The organism is Atopococcus tabaci DSM 17538 (assembly GCF_000429585.1).
Lineage (GTDB): Bacteria > Bacillota > Bacilli > Lactobacillales > Carnobacteriaceae_A > Atopococcus > Atopococcus tabaci.
In genome coordinates this window covers 22,229-42,253 of sequence record NZ_AUCD01000011.1, presented here as the reverse complement: position 1 = coordinate 42,253, position 20,025 = coordinate 22,229, and the positions used below count along the sequence as shown (strand labels likewise).

The window sequence follows — 20,025 nt, the reverse complement described above, 5'->3', positions numbered from 1 at the left end:
TGTATTGGGTTTGTTTTCTTGTAAAGGTCTTTTTCTTAGCGCCACACTTTGATTTATTCTGTTTATACTGATCAAAGTATTCTATAATTGAACCGCCTTCCTTTAGGAAGGAAACGACATTATAGACCGGTTGATTTGATCGACCGATTTTCCGAGCAATCTTATAAGGTTTTAATCCAGTATCAAAATAAGTTTCTATCCAGCTAAGTTCTTTCATGGTAAGATGTGTGTAGGCCATTTGTGGTCACTCCTCTAATTTTCGTGGTTGGAACTTAGTGAGAGTGTATCACAAATGGTTTTCTATTTTTCTAGCTTAATTTTACAATTCAAGTAAATAAAAAACTATAACTTCAACATGCATTCTTCAAGTTTAATAAAAAACTCCTTTTCAGAAAACTTCCTATTAACAATTTCTTTAGATTGACATGCCATTTCTGAAAATACATCTAAATTTCCGACTATATCTATTTTTTCAGCAAGCAGTTCAATATTACCTGGCGTCACAACATATCCGTTAATTCCGTCTTTAACTGCTAATTCAATATCTCCAACATTTGTAGAGATAATTGGCATTCCATAGCTCATTCCTTCTAAGATAGAAACCGGAAGTCCTTCATTATAAGAAGGCAAAACCATTATTTGACTACCAGATAAAACTTGTGCTTTAGTTTTACTATCAATCCATCCTGTAAAAGTAACATCTTTAGTCATACCATATTCTTCAATATATTTTTTCAATTCATATTCCTGTTCTCCTGTCCCAGCAATAAGTAAATGTCTTTTTTCCCATTTATTATTATCTTTTAACAGTTTCACTGCTTTAACCAAGTCTAAGACACCTTTTCTTTCAATCAGCACACCCAGAAAAACATAAGTACATTCTTCTGTATTCCACTCAACTTTTACTTCTTGTTCTTTAACCGCATTCTGCAGTAAAAACAAATCTACATCGGGTTCAATCTTGCTAATGATATTAGCCCATTCATTTCCAAGGACAATAAACTTGTCACATTCTTTCAATATTCTTACTATTCTTTTACTACTACTTTCAGAAGTAGTATTATACCACTTCTCGAATTCAGAACCATGTAAATGAATAATAGTTTTAATTCCTAAGAGCTTGGACCATCTGTGAATAATGTATTTTCTCCAGAAACTTCCTTTATATGACATATGCATATAGATTATATCGGGCTTATTAGTTATTGTGAGAAATATAATCTTGATTAATGCTAAGAAAAAATAAAAAATCTTTATTACATTGTTTCCTGGATAATAAGTAGGGATAAATTTGATTTTTATACCTCTACTATTCCAATTATGTTTCAATATTTGATCTATAACGGTTGTCATACCGCCTTTACTATCTGGATGGTTTCCACACATCAGTACATTCACCATATTTATACACCTGTACTACTTTCTATGAATTGATTAATAGATTTTATAATATTACTCGTATTAGAAACATATGTCTTAAAATTTATATTTTTTGTACTTTTTATTACTTCCCCTAGTTCTTTAATGTCGTAGCATGAATTTATATAAGATAAAGCTACAAATTGATCCACCAACTGAATTTGATGGTTATCTACATGTTCACCATACTTTGCTAATCTTGGAACTGCTATCACTTTTTTTTTTGCTTTCAAGGCTCCTATGATAGCCCCAGTACCACCATGTGTTATAAACAAATCACATTCCTTAGTATGAAAAAGAAACGACTCACGAGTCAAATATCTTTCATATGAATAATTTTTTGGTATGTATTCACTAGCGCCTATTTGTGCAAATAACTCTTCATCAATCTCTTTAGATTCAATTAAATCATCTATTTTTTTTAACAAACGATCAAATTGAAATTTTTGAGAACCAACTGTAACAAAAATCATATTATTTACTCCTTTTAATATATCGACCCTACATAAATAGCTTTGGGATAAAATTTTTGTAATGTCTCCCACTGAATATAGAATCGATCAGCAAATTTATATAATAACTTTCCAGTAATGGTTGGAGAATTAATTTTTGCAAATGATTCAATATAGATAAGTTTCTTCCTTCCTATCTTTGCTAATATGCACAAAGGCACTGTTGCAAGTACACCCGTTGAAATTACAATATCGGGTTTTTCCTTTAGCAAAATGTATAAAGAAATGAAAAAAACTTTTATCATCTTAATGTTCCAATACTTTTCTCTCCGGTTCATTTGAGGAATATAATACGTGGTATCAAGAAACTTAGTGTTGTATTCGGTTTTTTCAGTCACAATAATACTGCTGTACTTTTTCATCAATGGCTTTAACATCAATAGTTGTTCGTAATGCCCGCCTGAAGAAGCTATAAAACAAATTTTTTTCCCGTTTTCCATAATATATATTCTCCTAAAAAGGTAGAGTTTAAACAAAGGGTAAACTCCAATTTTTGTAAAAATTTGAATAAAAAAGTCTACATGATTTATTAATCCACACACTTTTTATGAGGTAAATTGTATCAATGGTTTTAATATTTGCTGTAAAATATTCTTTATTATCCATTTATAGACATATCTACTACTAATAGGCGTTTTCCAACTTTAAAACTACAATCATAGTTCGAAAAAGTATTTTAATATAACCAGATATCTTTCGATTTCTTATAAATTGTAAATCGAGTTCAAGCATTTCTTCAAACGTTAGTGCGCTTCTTCCACTTACTTGCCAAAGTCCAGTAATTCCTGGCGTAACTTGTAATCTCTGTCTATCATACTCAGAATACTCTTGTACTTCTCTAGGCAACGCTGGCCGCGGACCAACTAGACTCATCTCCCCTTTAATTACATTGAACAATTGGGGGAGTTCATCGATGCTAGTTTTTCTAATAAATTTACCTATTTTTGTTACCCGAGGATCTTCTTTCATCTTAAACATAGCTCCTTCTGCTTCATTTAAATGAAGCAGATTCGCCAGCCTTTGTTCAGCATCTGAATACATAGAACGAAACTTGTACATCTTAAACGGTTCTCCGTTTTTCCCTACTCGAGTTTGAGAAAAAATAACGTTTCCTTTTGGGTCATCCAATTTTATCCATATAGAAATAACGAGAAGTAACGGTATCAAAAAAACAATTCCTAACAATGATAAAACAATATCGAGTATTCTAGTAGCAACTTCATATGTGATTTTTTCGTTTGAATATGTAATTAACTCTTTACTTACACTTTCTTTCCCAGACTCCACGTACAACTCCTCCTTTAATTTCCATTATTATCTTTGTTTAAAACCTCCAATAAATTATAAATCCATCACAATTAATTATTGCTGATTTTTTGTTGGTTTACTTTTCACTAAAACAACCCAAAAAACTTTTTCTTTTTCACTGACTGTGGAGTCGGCAGAACAATGACTTCCCCATTCACCAAGTCTTTCGTTATTTGTTCAAACTGGCGCACCCGTTCAGATCCAAACTCTTTCGCAAGCAAATCGTGCGCTTCCTGCATATGGAACAAGCGGTTCGTGACATTGTGGGCATCGGATGCAATGAAATGCACCAAGTTAGCTTCAATCAACTGATAGCTTAACTTCTTGATGGTCTTCCCGAATCCGCCGGTATAACTGGCCGCGGTCAACTGGGAAAGTGCCCCTTTTTCAATAAACTCTTTCAACTTTTCTGGATTTTCTTGGATGACTCGGTTGCGCTCGGGGTGGACGATGATGGGCGTGACGTTCATGGCCTGCAGTTCGTAAAACAAGCGTTCCGTGTAATGAGGAATAGAGGACGAGGGAAATTCGACGAGCAGATACTGGTTCTGCTCGTCGATGAATTGGATGGTGCCCTGTTCGATGTCTTCCGGCAGTTCACCAAACATCCGCACTTCCTGTCCCGGGAAAATGGTCAACGGGATTTCCCGTGCGTCCAACTCTTTCTGCAGTTCCGCTGTTTTTTGAAGAACCGTCTGTTTGTCGTTTTCCCACGAGTAAGCTTTATGGTGCGGGGTGGCCAAAATATGCGTGATGCCTTCTTTGACCGCCGCCCGCGCCATGTCGAGTGAGACCTCCATCGTTTGCGCGCCGTCATCCAGTCCCGGCAAGATATGGCAATGCAAATCGATCATATGAGTCTACTCTCCGTTTCCGTAATAGTAATAGTACGAATCTTCTTTTTTGTCGATCCGGTTCATGACCGCTCCGATGACGTTGGCACCGACCATTTCCAACAGTTGTTTGGATTCGAGAATCTGTTCTTTGATCGCCACTTTATTGCGGACGATGAAGATGACGCCGTCGGTTTTACCGGCCATGATTTGCGCATCGGTTACCGCAGTCAATGGAGGTGTATCGAAAATGACTAAGTCGAACAGGCTTTCCATTTCTTCTTGCAAACGGTCCATTCTCTCAGAACTGAGCATCTCAGCTGGGTTCGGAGGAATCGGTCCGCTGGTCAAGATGTACAAGTTGTCTACAGAAGTTTTGTAGATTTTGTCCTGAAGCTGTGTGTGACGGTCCGTCAAAATGGTGGTCAAACCGTCTGTGTTCCGCACACGGAACGTGTTGTGTACGGTTGGTTTCCGCATGTCCGCATCCACCAATAGGACGCGTTTGTCTTCGGAAGCGAATGTCGCAGCCAAGTTGGCAGACGTCAATGACTTTCCAGCTCCCGGAGCATCGGAGGTGATGACGATGCTTTTGAATTCTTGGTCCACCATGGAGAACTGGACGTTCGTACGAATCGTACGGTACTGTTCAGAGATGACTGATTTTGGTTTGTTTACAACGACCAACCCGGCTCGTGTAGAACTTTCATTTTTCTTCTTTTTTTTACCAAACATTTTCAACTACTCCCTTTACACTCGACTTCTTCTGGTATTAGCGACAACCTCTTGGTCATTTGCATCTCTTACAAGGATAGCTTGGGAAGGCTCCAATTCTTCATCGTCCATTTCGAACACGCCGCCTAAGTAAGTCCAACCGAGTTCGTCGGTGATGAATTTTTTGTCTTTTACGGTGTTGTCAAAGAATTCCAATACGAATGCCAAACCGACTCCGATCATGCCTCCCAACAGTAACCCAATCGCCAGGTTCAACGTGGTGTTTGGAGACACGGCATTTGGATTGGCAACCGCTGCGGAAATGATGGTGACGTTGTCGACATTCATGATGTCGTCGATTTCTTCTTGGAAAATTTCTGCAGTTGTGTTCGCAATGCTTGCCGAATGGAACGGGTTGTCTGTCGTGACACGAATGGAGAACACTTGAGAGTTGTCTTGGTTCCCGATTTCAATCATTTCGGCCAATTGGTTGTGTGTGACATCCATGTCCAGTGTTTCGCGGACATCATCCAAAATCACCGGACCTTTGATGATGTCTTTATATGTATTGATCAATTGCAAGTTGGCGTTGATGTCGCTTTGTTGAATGACGTTTTCAGACTGCGTGTGGTTGACCAGAATCTGCGTGGTGGCGCTGTACTGCGGTGTGGCAATGAAAAATGTAAAAATGGCGGAAACAATGAGTCCGATAAGACCCAGACTGACAATCATCCCTGCCCGCTTTTTAATGATTTCGAATAACTCAATTAAACTGATTTCTTCTTCCATGATTTCCTCCTGCATAGCTTTTCAGCCGGTGTATTAGTAAATAATGTGTTCATTATACACGAGTTTTCATAATTTGTGTTATGTATTTTATCTCTTTATCACTATATCATATCGTTTCCCCCTAGGTTATGAACAATTTGTTAAAATACCGTAATGAGAAAATTAATACAAATGTAAACCTTTTCCAATTCCTGAAAATAGGACCTCTGCTTTTATGAGGTCCCATTTTGTTTTTATCCAACGTGTTATTTAATTTTAAACTGTTTCCGGCGTACAAAATTGTACAGAAAAGCGGTCTATCTTTTTCGCAGCTCATTTGCCAATTCTTTGAGGTACTGTTGCGTATCTTCTTTGATTTGTGGATGGCGGAGACCGAAGACCAGGTTGGCTTTCAAGTACCCGATTTTCTCGCCGACGTCAAACCGTTCACCTTTATAGACATGGGCGAAGACACGTTGGGTTTGATTTAACCGTTCCATGGCATCTGTCAACTGGATTTCCCCGTTTGCTCCTGGCTCCTGCGTTTCCAGCAGCGGGAAGATTTCCGGTGTCAAGATGTACCGTCCGATGGATGCCAGGTTACTTGGCGCTTCTTCTTTGCTCGGCTTTTCCACAAAGTGGTTAATCGGGAACAAGCCCGGTTCGAGTTCTTCCCCCGGTTCCACAACTCCGTACAGGCTGAGCTCGTCTTCAGGGAGTGCCATCACCCCGATGACGCTGGCTTGGACACGTTCATGGCGGCCAATCAACTGTTTGGTCAGCGGCACATGGTTTTGCATGATGTTGTCCCCGAGCATCACGACAAACGGCTCGTCTCCGACAAAGTCTTTCCCTTGCAGGACGGCGTCGCCCAGTCCTTTCGGGTATGACTGGCGGACATAGTGGATTTGGATGTCGGTGGTTTCTTTCACCATCTCGAGCATCTCCAGCTTACCTTTTTCTTTCAAGTTCTTTTCCAATTCGAAGTTGGAGTCGAAGTGGTCTTCGATGGATCGTTTGCTGCGGCCGGTGACGATGAGGAGTTCTTCAATGCCGGACTCGATGGCTTCTTCCACCACGTACTGGAGAATCGGGGTATCGACAATCGGCAGCATCTCTTTGGCCGTCGCTTTGGTGGCCGGCAGGAAACCCGTTCCCAGCCCCGCTGCCGGGATGATCGCTTTTTTGATTTTTGACATGTGTGAATGCCTCCTTAATAAAAAGACGCCTCCCGTTCGAAGCGCCTTTTCTTTCATTATAGGATGTTAATTTTGGTGGTACAAGTCACGCGTGTAGACTTTGTTTTCCACGTCTTCCAGCTCTTCCGTGAAGCGGTTTGCCACGATGACGTCGGAGAGTTGTTTGAACTCGTCCAGGTCGCGGATGACACGGGATTTGTAGAAGGTGTCTTCTTCCAAGACCGGTTCATACACCACGACTTCGATGCCTTTTGCTTTGAGACGTTTCATGATGCCTTGGATGGACGACTGACGGAAGTTGTCGGATCCGGCTTTCATCGTCAAACGGTAGATGCCCACGCGCTCCGGGTTGCGGGACAAGATTTGCTCGGCGATGAAGTCTTTCCGTGTGCTGTTCGCATCCACAATCGCTTGAATGATGTTGTTCGGCACGTCTTCGTAGTTCGCCAAGAGCTGTTTCGTATCTTTCGGCAGGCAGTAACCGCCGTACCCGAAGGACGGGTTGTTGTAGTGGGTGCCGATACGCGGATCGAGTCCCACCCCTTCAATGATAGACAACGCGTCCAAGCCTCTGACTTCTGCATAAGTGTCCAATTCGTTGAAGTACGCTACGCGCAGAGCCAAATAAGTATTCGCAAACAATTTCACCGCTTCCGCTTCGGTGGAGTCCATCAACAAGACCGGAATGTCTTCTTTGACGGCCCCTTCTACGAGGAGGTCCGCAAATGTTTGCGCCCGCTCAGATTCTTCCCCAACGATGACCCGGCTCGGGTGCAAGTTGTCGTATAGCGCCTGGCCTTCACGCAGGAATTCCGGCGAGAAGATGATGTTGTCCACACCGTATTTTTCACGCACTTCTTTTGTGTATCCAACCGGGATGGTGGATTTGATGATCATGATGGATTCCGGTGTGTATGTCAACACGTCTTCGATGACCGCTTCCACAGCGGACGTGTCGAAGTAGTTTGTTTTGTCATCGTAGTTCGTTGGTGCCGCGATGACGACGTACTCCGGTTTGTGCGCGTACGCTTCTTCCGGGTTCGACGTCGCAAGCAAGTTCAGCTCACGGTTCGCCAGATAGTCTTCGATTTCTGTGTCGACGATTGGCGATTTCTTGTTGTTGATTAGGTCTACTTTTTCTTGAATGATTTCCAGGGCCCGCACGTCGTTGTGTTGTGCAAGCAAAATGGCGTTGGACAAGCCAACGTACCCCATACCGACTACTGTGATGTTCACTGTTTGACGCCCTCTTTCTTGTAATTGTAATCTTTTTCAATCGTTTCTATCATAACGCAAATACGTGGAAAAGGGAATACGTTTCCTTACTGGACGAGCTTGCATAGATTGAAGGCTGGCTTGAAATGTCACTCCACGCAAATGGGCGTTTATTCGTGGAGTGAGCCCTTTTTCTTGGATCCACTGCATTCAATGTGTGGTCACTTGCGTGGAGCAGTCCTCGTTTTAGAGAGTCACTTCACGTATAATAGGTGCCGCCCCATTTTCCATAAACCGTAAAATGCTCCTGCATCACTTCTTGAATCCGTTGTTTGTAGTATTCACGGCCACACCAGTCATAAATGACGCTCGTAGTCATTTTTCTTTCAGGAAACAACAGCCGGAACTCCTCTGCCGTGCGCTGGATTGCTTCCCGTATAGTTTCTTTGTACCTACATGTGCAAATCCGGGTCTGCCGTGTGTTCGTGTGGGCAAACGAATAGCATTGAGAGCAGTAGATGCCTTTTTTGAGCTGTGCGTATTCGTAGCGCGGCAACTCGTGCGGGCGGTAGTCATGGAGGTGGCAGTTCAGAAGCTTCTGCGCCAACCGCTTGTGGGATTCATCGATCCAAACACCTTGGCCTGTTTGCCCGAAGTGATGCGGCAGTTGGTGGTGAAACACGAACGGTTTGTCACGCGGAAGCTGGTAGATATAGAAGTTGGGATTGATGAAGATGGCGCACTCTTCCACTTGGAATCGATAACCCCATTTGCGGACCAAGTTGTAGATCAGCGGCTTGCTTTTACGAGTCTGCGCCAACGGGTCTACTACAAAGTCGGCTTGCGTATGCAAGGCGTCGTCTTGGAAGTCATAGCTACCGGAATAGTTTTTGACTTCGTAGAGATGAATCGTGTTTCCGGTGAGAAGCAGCACATCGATTTGGACCTGCACCCCGCTTTCTTTCAACTGTAGGTCTTGCAGAACCAGGCAATCGAACGGCATTTTTTCGAAGTGATTCCCCAGTTGAACCTCGCCTTCGTAACCGCGTTGATAACTCTGGCGCTCTCGTTGTTGGGCAGCCGTCAGTGTCATGCGGGCGTTCAAGGCGTCATAGATTCTGAGCGCCACCGGCTTCTTCAGTCGTTTTACGATCATAAAAGTGCTCCTTTCTTAGTTGTGCTCACTAATAAGATACGCAAAAAGTGGGGAATATCATTTTATTCGTGGAGTGGATATTGGTTTTCGTGTTCGCTTCACGCAAATTTTCCTGTATGCGTGGAGTCATGAGTATCTAAACCTTCCACTACACTCATTGCGCAAAGTTTGCGTGGAGTGCCCCCTATTTACCAACCTCACTCCACACAAAAAGACCGCCTCATCGCTGAGACGGCCCATAAATTAAATTTCCAGTTGTTCTTTCAAGATATCTGATACGCGTTGCAGTTCTTCATCCGGGATGATGTCGTAGTAAATTCCGTTCATCTTCTGGCCGGTTCCGGTTAGCTGAACTTGGTTGATGTTGCTTGCTGCTCCGCGGTAATGATTGAAGATATCAACCATTTCTGGGAAGGACAAGTTCGTGGCCATGTTGTTTTCCAATGTTCCTAATACACCTTGATAGTTCATGATAGATGAGAAAGAGGCTACTTTCTTGATAACCGCTTCAATCACTTGACGCTGGCGTTGTTGACGGCCATAGTCACCGTTCGGATCGTCGTAACGCATACGTGAGTATGACAATGCTGCATCACCGTCTAAGGTCACCGGTACTCCTTCTGTGAAACTATAACCTTCATAGGAGAAGGTTAATGTCGGTGTGACTTCCACTCCACCAACCGCATCAATAATATCTTTTAAGCCTTTCATATTGACTTCTACGTAGTAGTCAATTGGGATATCGAACAAGTTCTGCACTGTGTTGATGGACATGCTTGCTCCGCCGAATGCATATGCGTGGTTGATTTTGTCCATTGTGCCACGGCCGATGATTTCTGTATACGTGTCACGCGGGATACTGACAATTGTGGACTCATTGGTGTTTGGATTGACAGTCATGACCATCATCGTATCTGACCGGCCTTGTTCCGTGCGCCCTAAATCCCCTGTGTCGACTCCTAACAAGAGAACGGAAAATGGTTCCTGCCCACTGTCCACATTGACGGCTTCCGGACGTACTTCTTCTTTTTCAACTTCCGCATACATATTCTCCGTCGTGGAGGTTACATCGTTATATACTTTGAATGCCAGGACACCGAGTCCAGCCACAATGAATAATAAAATGACTGCTATTACGGTTATAATACGGCGCGTTTTTGATTTTCTTTTCTTCTTGTTGTATCTATCTGATCGAGATGGCATGTCTTCACCTTTCTTCTGTTCGTTCTTTCCAATATACATTCATACTTGATAATTTTACCAGTAATTCTTCAGAATGCAATGGAGTAAATGTGAAGGTTTTATTCAAATATTAGAAGGCCTCTAAGAAAGAGACCTTTTGAAAGCTATTTTTTATTGTAATACGTCACATACCAATCAGCGAACTTTTGCAAACCATCTTGAATAGTGGTCTGCGGTTTAAATCCTGTGACATGTTGCAGTTGGTCTGTAGATGCATATGTTGCAGGAACATCGCCGGGTTTCATCGGTTCGTAGACTTTTTCGAACTCAATGTCTCTTCCTAACGAATTGCTCAATGCTTTTTCCAAAGCTGTGATGAATGCCATCAATTTCACCGGTTGGTTGTTTCCGATATTAAATACACGATGAGCAGCTTGGCCGGCTGTTTTTTTAGGAGCTTCAGGAATCAACTTTAGAATTCCTTGCACAATATCGTCTACGAAAGTGAAGTCTCGGTACAGGTCATTCTCAAAGTCTCTATCATTGTAAATATGAATCGGTTCATTGTTGAAGAACTTGTTCGCAAACCCAAAGTATGCCATATCCGGTCTTCCCATCGGTCCATAAACCGTGAAGAAACGCAATCCTGTGGAAGGAATATTGTACAGATGGCTATATGTGTGGGCCATCAGTTCATTGGATTTCTTTGTTGCTGCATACAGAGAAACCGGGTTATCCACAAAGTCTGTTTCTTCGAACGGAACTTTTTTGTTGCTTCCGTATACCGAACTGGAAGAAGCATAAATCAAATGCTCTACCGGATAGAAACGGCACGCTTCTAAGATATTGAAAAACCCGGTGATGTTGCTGCTGATGTAGGCATCTGGGTTCTCTATGGAATAGCGGACGCCTGCTTGAGCAGCAAGGTTGATAACGATAGAAGGCTTATGCTCCTCAAACAAAGCCATCATCACTTCTTTGTCCGCAATATCCATCTTGAAGAAAGCGAATTGGTTGTATTTTTCTAAATCAGTTAAACGGGTTTCTTTCAATTTGACTTCATAGTAGTCGTTCAAATTGTCAATGCCAATAACAGTTTTTCCTGCTTCCAATAACTGCTTGGATAAGTAATAGCCGATGAAACCGGCCGCTCCAGTGATTAAAAAAACATTCCCTCGCTTCTCCTGCCCCATAACAACATCTCCTTATCTTCTTATAAGTTTTCTTTGTACCATTCTATTGCTGCGTCAATGCCTTCTGCGAAACTCCAACTAGGGTCATAGCCTAACAGTTGTTTCGCTTTGGTGATATCAGCATTGCTGTGTTTGATGTCGCCTTTTCTTTCTGGCCCAAAGATGGGTTCAATGTCTTTACCTAAAACTTTGCAAAGAGAGCGGTATACATCAATCAAGTACTCTCTTCCGCCGTATGCAATGTTGAACGCTTCTCCTGCTGATTCAGAAGGTGCCAAGCATGCTTTCAAATTCGCTTCAACCACATTTTCGATGTATGTGAAGTCACGGCTTTGTTTTCCGTCTCCGTTGATGGTCGGACGCTCGTCGTTAAGGAGCTGCTTGATGAATTTAGGGAGAACTGCTGCATATGCTCCGTCTGGATCTTGTCTTCTGCCAAAGACATTAAAGTAACGAAGACCGTACGTATCCAATCCGTACAGTTTTGTATACAGTTTGGCATACTCTTCGTCCACCCGCTTTGTTAAAGCATACGGGGATAAAAGATTCCCTTCCCTTCCTTCTTGTTTCGGCAGGTTCGGTTCGTCTCCATACACTGAAGAACTGGAAGCATAGACAAACTTTTTAACATCTTTTTGCCGTGCGGCTTCCAACATGTTCAATGTCCCTCTTATGTTGATATCCTCATACAAAAGCGGCATCTCGATACTTCTTGGTACGCTTCCCCAAGCTGCTTGATGAAGCACATAATCTACTCCATCACATGCATCCAAACATACGTCCAGGTCGCGTATATCCCCCTTTATAAAGGTATAATTTGGATGATCTTGGAACATCTCGACGTTGGACTCTTTACCGTTTGATAAGTCATCCAAACACCTTACTTCATAGCCTTTCTCTAATAACACCTGGCACAAGTTGGATCCGATGAACCCCGCCCCGCCTGTGACAAGAAAAACACTGTCTTTTTCAAACACTACATCATTGTATCCCATTGCTTACGACCTTTCTTTTACAATCTCCAGTATCTGTATCCAGCTGCTTCGTATTCTTTTCGGTTCAATATGCCCTTCAAGTCTATCAATACTTTGTTCTCATTTTTTTGGCCTTTGAACATCTTGTCGAAATCGTCTTGTGTGAAGTGACTGAACTCTTCATGTCCTACGGCGATAACGACAGCGTCCATCTCACTGATGTCTTCAAGGGAGTGGAAATGAATGCCGTATTCTCTCTCTGCTTCTTTCGCATCTGCTTGTGGATCAACAATCATTGGCTTGATTCCGTATTCTTCCAACTCGTGGACGATATCAATGACACGTGTATTTCTTGTGTCAGGCATATTTTCTTTGAAAGTGAAACCTAAAATCGCTACGTTAGCTTCTTTTACAGGCACGTCTGCTTTAATCAAATTTTTGACCACATTTTCGACTACATATTTGCCCATGTCATCATTGATTTTTCGGCCAGACAAAATGATTTGAGAGTGGTATCCCATCTGTTCTGCTTTGTATGTCAAATAGTAAGGATCCACACCGATACAGTGACCTCCCACCAGTCCAGGTGAAAAATTCAAGAAGTTCCATTTTGTTCCTGCTGCTTCCAATACTGCTTTTGTGTCGATATCCAATTTGTTGAAGATGATGGACAACTCGTTCATGAACGCAATGTTGATGTCTCTTTGGGAGTTTTCGATGACTTTGGCTGCTTCTGCTACTTTTATGGACTCTGCCCGGTGAACACCTGCGTCCACAACCAATTCATATACTTTGGCTACTTCATCCAAGGTTTCTGCGTCCATACCGGAAACGACTTTTACGATTGTTTCCAAGCGATGAACTTTGTCGCCCGGATTGATTCGTTCTGGAGAATACCCCACTTTGAAGTCGACTCCATATTTTAATCCAGATGCTTCTTCCAAGATGGGTACACATACTTCTTCCGTCACTCCAGGGTATACAGTGGATTCGAAAACCACAATGGAGCCTTTTGTCAAGTTTCTTCCGACTGTCCGGCTGGCGGATTCCAGAGGGGTCAAATCAGGAGTGTGATCGGCTCTTACAGGAGTAGGAACAGCCACGATATGAAATTTAGCTTCTTGGAGCCGGGTTTCGTCTGACGTGAAATCAACCGTTGTTTCTTTGATTGCTTCGTCTCCAACTTCTTTTGTCGGATCGATTCCTTTTTTGTAAAGATCGATTTTTTCCTTGTTCGTGTCAAACCCAATGACTTCAGCTTTTCTAGCGAAAGCCACAGCAATCGGCATGCCGACATAACCCAGTCCGACTAATGAAATTTTCTCTTGTTTGTTTTTTATCTTTTCATACAAACTCATTTTGCTTCCTCTTTCTATATGTGTCTCATGTAAATATCAGTGTAATCATAACGTATTTGTGCGCAAAAAGAAATAGTTCCTGTCAGGTTCGCCTTACTGCAGCTGCTTCTCGATGTCTACAGAATTTAAAAACTTCCCTAGTGCTTCTTTCCAAGGAAGAATATGGAAATCCGTATTTTTCACAGAACTCAAGTCCATCTTGGAGTGTTTAGGCCGTTCTGCTTTCTGTACAAACGCTGAAGAATCCACTGGCTCAATTTCCACATTGTCTTCTTTAAGGATTTCAGTTGCGAATTCGTACCAAGTACAGCTGTCATCGTTTGATAAGTGATAGATGCCAGTCGGAACATCATTTTTCACAGCATACAGCATGAATTCGGCTAACGTGCGTGTCCATGTCGGCCGGCCGGTCTGATCATTCACCACGGTCAACTTGTCCAGTTTTCTTGCCAGACGCTTCATCGTGTAGACAAAGTTGGAACCAAACTCCCCGAAGACCCATGACGTTCGAATGATATAGTAAGCTGAACAAATCTCTTGTACCGCTTTTTCGCCTGCCAGTTTCGCTTTTCCATACTCGTTGATTGGGTTGGTTTCATGGTCTGTTGTGTATTCACGGTCATCTTTTCCGTCAAAAACATAGTCCGTACTGATGTACACCATTTTTGCCCCAACTGCCTCCGCCGCTTTAGCAACATTTTTTGTTCCTTCGACGTTGACCAGCCAGTTTTCTTCTTTTCCTTCGTCTTCCGCTTGTTCAACATTCGTATACGCTGCACAGTGGTAAACAACAGACGGCTGAATGTTTTGGATGTACGAATTGCTCTCTTCTTCGTTTGTGATGTCCAGTTCCTGACGCCCAGCTGCAATAAAGTCAATTCCATTTTCCTGAAGCAGCTTCTGCACTTCTTTCCCTAATTGACCGTTCGCTCCTGTCACTAATGCTTTCATCTGCACTCATCCCCTTACATAAGAAAGAGGCTTGTTTTTTTAAGAACAAGCCTCTGTTTTTATTTCTCTAGCTTGGCGCGCTGTTGAAGCGGTCTCCACCATTCTTCATTTTCTTTGTACCATTCAATGGTTTCTGTTATGCCTTGCTCAAACGTATAGTGAGGCTTCCAGCCCAGTTCTGTCTCTATTTTAGTCGGGTCGATGGCGTAGCGGCGGTCATGTCCCAGCCGGTCATCCACATACGTAATCAAGTCTTCCGATACTCCCAGGCGGTCAACAATCAAACGGACAATCTGGTTGTTCGTATACTCGTTGTGGCCTCCCACGTTGTACACTTCGCCTTTTTCGCCAGTGCGGAGCACCAAATCAATCGCCTGACAGTGATCTTTCACATGCAGCCAGTCTCTGACGTTTTCGCCGTCTCCATAGATTGGCAATTTTTTCCCGTCCATGGCGTTTGTGATCACCAACGGAATCAGTTTCTCTGGGAAATGATAAGGACCATAGTTGTTGGAGCACCGTGTGATGTTCACGTTCATTCCGTATGTTTCGTAGTAAGAACGAACCAACAAGTCGGCTCCTGTCTTACTTGCAGAGTAAGGACTGTTCGGAGCCAGCGGGGTTTCTTCAGTGAAGTATCCCTCTTTTCCGAGTGAACCGTACACCTCATCTGTAGACACTTGCAGAAACTTCTCGATTCCCATTTCTTTCGCCACATTCAATAGAGACAAGGTGCCTTGAATGTTGGTTTCCACGAAAACTTCCGGATTAAGTATGCTGCGGTCAACGTGTGATTCGGCAGCAAAGTTCACAAAATGTGTGATCTCATGTGTTTGTACCAAATGGCGTACCAATTCACTGTTTGTGATGTTTCCCTGGACAAAGACATGATTAGGGTTGTTTTTAAGATCCGCCAAGTTCTCGATGTTTCCCGCATATGTGAGCAAATCCAGATTCACAATTTTATCTGATGGATAGTTTTCCAGCATATAATGTACGAAGTTGCTCCCAATGAAGCCTGCTCCGCCTGTTACCAATATATTCAACTTATTTTTCCTCCCAAGTAAAAGGATTATCAAACTCTGCCAAAACAGGATGATGTTTGTCCTTTTCCGACAATATTGCTTTGTCCAATGAAATAGGCCATTTTATTCCAAGTTCCGGATCGTCAAACGCGATACCGCCATCGTGTTCTTTCGAGTAGCCTTCATCTACTTTGTATTGGACATTGCAATTTGGACTCAACGTCACGAAACCATGAGCAAATCCTTTTGGCACCAACAACTGTCGATGATTGTATTCGCTTAGGATATAGCCTTCCCACTGTTTGTAAGTCGGCGACCCTGCACGCAAGTCAACCAGTACATCATAAATGACACCGGTCGTGGCCCGGACCAATTTCGTCTGAGCTTTCGGAGGTGTTTGGAAGTGAAGACCTCTCAACACTCCCGGTTCTATGGAAAGAGAATGATTGTCTTGAATGAACTCATGGGTAATACCAGCATCCATGAATTTTTGTTGTGTGTAACTTTCTGTAAAGAAACCACGATGGTCTCCAAAGACGTCTGTTTCAATCAACTTTACATCTTGCAGTGACGTGTCATAAACTTTCATCGTTTGCCTCCTTCTTCTTTCGCCAGGCGAAGCATATACTGCCCATAAGCATTTTTCTTCAACGGCTGAGCCAGTTCAACAAGCTGCTCTGTGGTGATATACCCCATGCGCCAAGCGATTTCTTCCAGACAGGCAATTTTCATGTTTTGTCTTTTTTCGACTGTTTCGATGAACTGACCAGCTTCCAACAAAGACTCATGAGTTCCTGTGTCAAGCCATGCGTATCCTCGTCCCAGCAATTCCACATCCAATTCGCCCATATCCAAGTAAGCTTGGTTAATGTCTGTGATTTCCAGCTCTCCTCTTTCAGAAGGCTTAATGGTTTTGGCTATGTCCACGACTTTATTGTCATAGAAATATAAACCTGTCACCGCAAACGAGCTTTTTGGGTTCTCAGGTTTTTCTTCGATTGAAACCGCCTGTTGGTTATCATCGAACTCGACCACGCCAAAACGCTCTGGATCATTCACATGATACCCGAAAACAGTCGCGCCTTTTTCTTTGGAAGCTGCTCGCTGAAGCATCTTCGACAAGCCGCCTCCGTAATAGATGTTGTCTCCCAGGATCAAACAGACAGAGTCGTCCCCGATAAAGTCCTCTCCGATTAGGAACGCTTGAGCCAGCCCTTCAGGGTTTTCTTGTACCGTGTATTCCAAGGATAAGCCGAGATCAGCCCCGTCACCTAATAATTCCTCGAATCGGGGCGTGTCTTCCGGAGTAGAGATGATCAAAATCTCTTTTATTCCTGCCAACATCAAAACAGACAACGGATAATAAATCATCGGTTTATCATAAATAGGCATCAATTGTTTGGATACAGCTCGAGTGAGCGGGTACAGCCTTGTTCCGCTCCCGCCAGCCAGGATAATTCCTTTCATATATAAAGTCCTCTCTTGTTCTATATTATCTTTATTGATTTTAGTATACCATAAACCATTTGACAACTTTATTTCTCTTCCATAAAAAACGAACCGGAACCAGCGCACTAAAAAAGCGGAAAGATTCAATCCCTTTCCGCTTTTTCCAGTCTTATTTGTTGCCCACTAGTCCTTTCATTCCGGCATAAGTTTCTTTTACATCAGGCATCTTGATCATTAAATAGATTAAGTAACTAATTCCATAAATTACCACTGTCCACCATGAATCAATGTACCAGCCTGAAGCGATGAAGACCACGGTCAACACTGTTTCTAGGATGATATCTTTAGTCAGCGAGATATTTAATCTATCTGATAAGAAGTACTCGGCCAAGATAGCTCGTGTCATCTGCCCCAGTAATATCGTCAGTACTGCCAAGTTTAGATTGTGCAGGATAACGGTAGTGAACACTGTGGCGATTGTGCTGATGGTCACCGAGATGGTATTGATGCGCAGCAGTACTTTCTCATGTCTCAATGTTTTCATATACGTGTTGATCAACAACGTTAATCTGCCCTCGTAAATGACTAAAGGAAACAAGAGAGCCATATACAACAATGCTTCCGCATATTCCGGCAGCCATGCAGATAAAATGACCCGCGCCGGGTAATAAAAAATCAGGAAGGAAAATGATGTGATCATCAAAAAGTTTCGCATCAGTTTATAAATGGAAGGCAGCTTTTCCGGATTAGTTCTTCTGAGTATAGGATAGACTACCACTCCGATACCTGTAATAAAGACCATCATGAAGTGGGAAATACTCAGCGTCAAAGAGACCTTACCAAACGTTTCGACATCCCACCGCCGTTCAATCCCGAAGCGGACAATTCCGATAATGGCTTTACTCGCTAAGTTTGCAATCATCAACTTTACGCCGACATTGATGTTGTGCCAGGTTTCTTTTAAGTCGAGTGTGAACTCAGACAGCTTCAAGAAGACAAACTCTTTACATGCATACATACCGTAAAGCAAGGACACAAATTTAGAGATTAAATCAGCTGCAATCATAAGATGGTAATCTCGACTGCCAATCAAAAGCAAAAACAACACCGTGCCTACAAAAAGAACCCTGTCGAGTACCATGATGACAGCATATTTATTGATTCGGTTCGTCGCTTGCAGAATGAACAAAAACATGTACCGGACATTCAAGATGACCATATCGATTGCAATCATTTGAAAAATGAATGTTCGGTCTGGACCGTCAGCAATGAAGCTTGCTCCAACCATGAACAGTGCTGCCAAAGACACTTGCAAAGTCAAAAGCTGGATGAATTGTGAGAAGAATTTTGGTTTATCCAACGATTCGTACTCTTCTCCACCGTATCTCAGATAAATACCATCATTCCATCCAAAGTGAAAAAAGCCTACATAAGTTGAATAAAACATATACAGCTGCCAATATCCGTAATCTTCCACCCCAATCAGTTTTGGAACAATAAGAGTGACCAGTGTAGAGACTACCAGCGTAATCAAATTGGATACAAATGTATACGAGAAATTTTTAAAAAAGCTTAACGCTTTGACATTCATCGAAATCCTTCTTCTCTATAAAATATTTTCTAAAAAGAATGGTATGAGCAGCCGTTCCGGCGCAATTCTATGGATCAAGTCCAAGAATAACCAGACAAGTGCTGTCCCGGCAACCATCAAGTTAAACAAGATATTGGGCGTTCGTCTAATGATGTATGTAGACGCCTTTGCACAAATGACATAAGTGATCAACAACAAACTTCTCATGAGTCTGTAGAATTGAACGTTAACAATATACAACGGGAACACCATCAGCATGCTGACATTTATCCAGAAAATCACATTGGCTATCGTTAATTCTCTCTTCCTCATTTTTGCCTCTTGATAACCCGGTTCTCCCGGCAATACATCGACAGGCATCCCAAAGTGTTTTGCGTAAATGATTTTTCGAGACCAGTAAGCTAAAACCACACTTGAACCATGTGTGATTGCCGGAATCAGAAAACCAAAATTCGTTTGAGTTGTCAAATACTGTTCGACCACCCGGGTATCCGCGACTGCTATGATATAGTCTTGAAATGGAATTTGGTTTCCATTCAGAATAATGATCACGCTGATTGTTAAGGAAAGAATGACAAGGCGTTTGATCCACTTGTTATCCTTCTTGCCGTTAACCAAAAGCAACGGCGCATACAGAACAAAAGAATAATGGAAAGTTATCGACGCAATCCACACCGCGACAAATTTCAATCGATCCGCTAACTTGGGAGTTTCCAAAAAACGAATCCCGCTTAGCAATATGGTTAACGCAACCCAATTACGAAATTGTTCAGAGTCCATAATGACAGCGTACATCATGTATAGGCTCAGTATATAATTGGCGTTCACTTGGTATCTCTTAATCACATAACGGTACAGCAGCCATAAGCATCCTGCAATGACCAATATGCGGAAAACCTCAAATGGAAGCCCTAAAATATTCCCGATAATCATAATAAAAGAATACCCGACTTGATTGTTGTCGAGTATGCCACGATCCAACACCGTATAGTAGTTCCTGTAATAATTGTCGTAATCGGCATGGAACGAGTAGAACGGTCCTGCTCCGGACATGACAAAGAACAAGAAAGCCAATGTTATGACTGTCCAAATTTGACTCGATCTTTTTTTTAATGCAAAGTACCAATTGTTCACCAGGACCACCAGATACAACACTAACGTCATAACACCCCTCCTTT

General features: G+C 42.4%; 20 protein-coding genes and 1 pseudogene. All 21 read right to left on the bottom strand.

Translation table 11 applies throughout. The features are described 5' to 3' along the window. Positions 1 to 238, bottom strand: a pseudogene (locus G470_RS0103175) (IS30 family transposase); the annotation flags it as partial. A gap of 104 nt (positions 239 to 342) precedes the next feature. After that, entirely contained in the window at positions 343 to 1,401 is a 1,059-nt protein-coding gene (locus tag G470_RS0103170) for a glycosyltransferase (protein WP_028273565.1), read from the bottom strand. A gap of 2 nt (positions 1,402 to 1,403) precedes the next feature. Beyond that, complete coding sequence (gene pssE, locus G470_RS0103165) at positions 1,404 to 1,892, bottom strand: PssE/Cps14G family polysaccharide biosynthesis glycosyltransferase (protein WP_028273564.1); 489 nt, start codon at positions 1,890 to 1,892, stop codon at positions 1,404 to 1,406. Between the two features lie 14 nt (positions 1,893 to 1,906). Further along, a complete protein-coding gene (pssD, locus tag G470_RS0103160) occupies positions 1,907 to 2,371 on the bottom strand; it encodes a PssD/Cps14F family polysaccharide biosynthesis glycosyltransferase (RefSeq protein WP_028273563.1) in 465 nt (154 codons plus the stop codon). Between the two features lie 184 nt (positions 2,372 to 2,555). After that, positions 2,556 to 3,218 carry a sugar transferase gene (locus G470_RS0103155; RefSeq protein WP_035444969.1) on the bottom strand — a complete coding sequence of 221 codons (663 nt, stop codon included), beginning with the start codon at positions 3,216 to 3,218 and terminating at the stop codon, positions 2,556 to 2,558. 107 nt (positions 3,219 to 3,325) lie between these two features. Next, positions 3,326 to 4,093: a tyrosine-protein phosphatase gene (locus G470_RS0103150; RefSeq protein ID WP_028273561.1), complete on the bottom strand. Its 768-nt coding sequence runs from the start codon at positions 4,091 to 4,093 to the stop codon at positions 3,326 to 3,328. Between the two features lie 6 nt (positions 4,094 to 4,099). Then, entirely contained in the window at positions 4,100 to 4,807 is a 708-nt protein-coding gene (locus G470_RS0103145) for a CpsD/CapB family tyrosine-protein kinase (RefSeq protein WP_028273560.1), read from the bottom strand. A 15-nt stretch (positions 4,808 to 4,822) separates the two neighbouring features. Next, a complete protein-coding gene (locus tag G470_RS0103140; RefSeq protein WP_028273559.1) occupies positions 4,823 to 5,575 on the bottom strand; it encodes a YveK family protein in 753 nt (250 codons plus the stop codon). A gap of 296 nt (positions 5,576 to 5,871) precedes the next feature. Next, positions 5,872 to 6,753, bottom strand: a complete 882-nt coding sequence (galU, locus tag G470_RS0103135; RefSeq protein ID WP_028273558.1) for a UTP--glucose-1-phosphate uridylyltransferase GalU — start codon at positions 6,751 to 6,753, stop codon at positions 5,872 to 5,874. 66 nt (positions 6,754 to 6,819) lie between these two features. Further along, on the bottom strand, positions 6,820 to 7,989 hold the full coding sequence (locus G470_RS0103130; RefSeq protein ID WP_028273557.1) for a nucleotide sugar dehydrogenase: 1,170 nt from the start codon (positions 7,987 to 7,989) through the stop codon (positions 6,820 to 6,822). Positions 7,990 to 8,227: 238 nt separating this feature from the next. Then, a complete protein-coding gene (locus G470_RS0103125) occupies positions 8,228 to 9,124 on the bottom strand; it encodes a nuclease-related domain-containing protein (protein WP_051258393.1) in 897 nt (298 codons plus the stop codon). A gap of 243 nt (positions 9,125 to 9,367) precedes the next feature. Next, positions 9,368 to 10,327 carry an LCP family glycopolymer transferase gene (locus G470_RS0103120; protein ID WP_028273555.1) on the bottom strand — a complete coding sequence of 320 codons (960 nt, stop codon included), beginning with the start codon at positions 10,325 to 10,327 and terminating at the stop codon, positions 9,368 to 9,370. Between the two features lie 143 nt (positions 10,328 to 10,470). After that, a complete protein-coding gene (locus G470_RS0103115) occupies positions 10,471 to 11,499 on the bottom strand; it encodes an SDR family NAD(P)-dependent oxidoreductase (protein ID WP_028273554.1) in 1,029 nt (342 codons plus the stop codon). A 20-nt stretch (positions 11,500 to 11,519) separates the two neighbouring features. Beyond that, positions 11,520 to 12,494 (bottom strand): SDR family oxidoreductase, encoded by a 975-nt coding sequence (locus G470_RS0103110; protein WP_028273553.1) that lies wholly within the window; start codon positions 12,492 to 12,494, stop codon positions 11,520 to 11,522. Positions 12,495 to 12,511: 17 nt separating this feature from the next. Further along, complete coding sequence (locus G470_RS0103105; protein WP_028273552.1) at positions 12,512 to 13,831, bottom strand: nucleotide sugar dehydrogenase; 1,320 nt, start codon at positions 13,829 to 13,831, stop codon at positions 12,512 to 12,514. A gap of 93 nt (positions 13,832 to 13,924) precedes the next feature. Beyond that, the gene (gene rfbD / locus G470_RS0103100; RefSeq protein ID WP_028273551.1) at positions 13,925 to 14,782 is read right to left on the bottom strand and encodes a dTDP-4-dehydrorhamnose reductase; all 858 of its coding nucleotides are present in this window, start codon (positions 14,780 to 14,782) and stop codon (positions 13,925 to 13,927) included. A gap of 59 nt (positions 14,783 to 14,841) precedes the next feature. Then, positions 14,842 to 15,828: a dTDP-glucose 4,6-dehydratase gene (gene rfbB, locus G470_RS0103095; RefSeq protein WP_028273550.1), complete on the bottom strand. Its 987-nt coding sequence runs from the start codon at positions 15,826 to 15,828 to the stop codon at positions 14,842 to 14,844. A 1-nt stretch (position 15,829) separates the two neighbouring features. Then, positions 15,830 to 16,396 carry a dTDP-4-dehydrorhamnose 3,5-epimerase gene (gene rfbC / locus G470_RS0103090; protein WP_028273549.1) on the bottom strand — a complete coding sequence of 189 codons (567 nt, stop codon included), beginning with the start codon at positions 16,394 to 16,396 and terminating at the stop codon, positions 15,830 to 15,832. After that, positions 16,393 to 17,274: a glucose-1-phosphate thymidylyltransferase RfbA gene (rfbA, locus tag G470_RS0103085; RefSeq protein ID WP_028273548.1), complete on the bottom strand. Its 882-nt coding sequence runs from the start codon at positions 17,272 to 17,274 to the stop codon at positions 16,393 to 16,395. Before rfbA ends, rfbC begins: the two co-directional genes overlap by 4 nt. A gap of 151 nt (positions 17,275 to 17,425) precedes the next feature. Then, on the bottom strand, positions 17,426 to 18,847 hold the full coding sequence (locus G470_RS0103080; RefSeq protein ID WP_028273547.1) for a lipopolysaccharide biosynthesis protein: 1,422 nt from the start codon (positions 18,845 to 18,847) through the stop codon (positions 17,426 to 17,428). A gap of 15 nt (positions 18,848 to 18,862) precedes the next feature. Continuing rightward, the gene (locus G470_RS0103075) at positions 18,863 to 20,011 is read right to left on the bottom strand and encodes an EpsG family protein (RefSeq protein WP_028273546.1); all 1,149 of its coding nucleotides are present in this window, start codon (positions 20,009 to 20,011) and stop codon (positions 18,863 to 18,865) included. Between the last annotated feature and the right edge of the window lie 14 nt (positions 20,012 to 20,025).